The organism is Kitasatospora phosalacinea (assembly GCF_000716545.1).
Lineage (GTDB): Bacteria > Actinomycetota > Actinomycetes > Streptomycetales > Streptomycetaceae > Kitasatospora > Kitasatospora phosalacinea.
Window position 1 is genome coordinate 1 of sequence record NZ_JNWZ01000150.1, and the last position, 1431, is coordinate 1431.

The 1431-nt window shown below is 70.5% G+C and carries 1 protein-coding gene; it reads left to right on the top strand.

Annotated features, from left to right (window positions below; genetic code table 11):
* Window positions 1–211 precede the first annotated feature (211 nt).
* Window positions 212–1411: an IS110 family RNA-guided transposase gene (locus tag OO48_RS33855; RefSeq protein WP_033223463.1), complete on the top strand. Its 1200-nt coding sequence runs from the start codon at window positions 212–214 to the stop codon at window positions 1409–1411.
* Window positions 1412–1431: the final 20 nt, after the last annotated feature.

Sequence of the window (1431 nt, forward strand, 5' to 3'; positions counted from 1 at the left end):
GGTTCTCCGTAAGGTGTTGGTCGGCCCGGGAGGGCCGGATGTGGCTAACGGTTCTCTGCCTTCAGTGGCTTGCGAGGAGTGGCCGTCCGGCTCTTCGGGGCGCCCTGGCTGCTGATTGAGATGTGCGCGCCATGTGCGGTCGCTGTTTACGGAGACGACGGCGGGGTGTTCCTCGGGCCAATGAAATGCAGGCGGGATCGAGGAGGGGCGAGTGGGAGAGCGAAGTGTCCGTGCCTGGGCGGGTGTTGACGCCGGCAAGGGCCATCACTGGGCGGCTGTGGTCGACGAGGCCGGCACAACGCTGTGGTCGAAGAAGATCGTCAACGACGAGACGGCGATCCTGACCGCGCTCGGCGAGATCCTGGAGCTGGCCGAGCAGGTTCACTGGGCGGTGGACATCTCCGGCACCGCCTCGGCACTGCTGCTGGCCCTGCTCGCAGCCCACGGCCAGCAGGTCGCCTATGTGCCCGGCCGGACCGTCAACCGCATGGCCGGCGCCTACCGGGGCGAGGCGAAGACCGACGCCCGCGACGCCTACGTCATCGCCGAAACCTCCCGTCAGCGAAGGGACTTCACCACGATCGAGGTGCCCGCCCAGCTCGCGGCGGACCTCGCACTGCTGACCGCGCACCGATCCGACCTGGTCGCCGACCGCGTGCGGATGATCAACCGGCTCCGCGACGTGCTCACCGGCATCTTCCCCGCCCTGGAACGGGCCTTCGACTACTCCTCCCAAAAGGGCGCCCTGGTCCTGCTGACCGGCTACCAGACCCCGGCCGCCCTGCGCCGCCGGGGACGCGCCCGGCTGACGGCCTGGCTCGCCAGCCGGTCGGTCCGCGGCGCCGACGCGGTCGCCGCCACCGCACTGGAGGCCGCCGACGCCCAGCGCACCGTGCTGCCCGGCCAGGACGTCGCCGCCACGATCGTCGCCGGCCTCGCCGCGCAACTCCTGGCCCTGGACGACCGGTTGAAGCGAATCGACAAGCAGATCCGCGACACCTTCCACGCCCACCCGCAGGCCGAGATCATCGAGTCCCTGCCCGGCATCGGGCCGATACTCGGCGCCGAGTTCGTCGTCGCCGCCGGCGACCTGGCCGCCTACGCGGACGCCGGCCACCTGGCTTCCGCGGCCGGACTGGTGCCCGTCCCCCGCGACTCCGGACGCCGCACCGGCAACATGCACCGGCCGAAATGCTACAGCCGCCGCCTGCGACGGGTGTTCTACCTGTCCGCGCAGACCAGCATCATGCGGGACGGGCCGAACCGGGACTTCTACCTCAAGAAGCGCGCCGAGGGCTGCAAGCACGTCCAGGCGATCATCGCCCTCGCCCGCCGACGCGTCAGCGTCCTGTGGGCACTCCTGCGCGACAACCGGATCTTCACCCCCGATCCGGACGCGCAGGCAGCTTGACTCGGTCATTGAGACTCCTC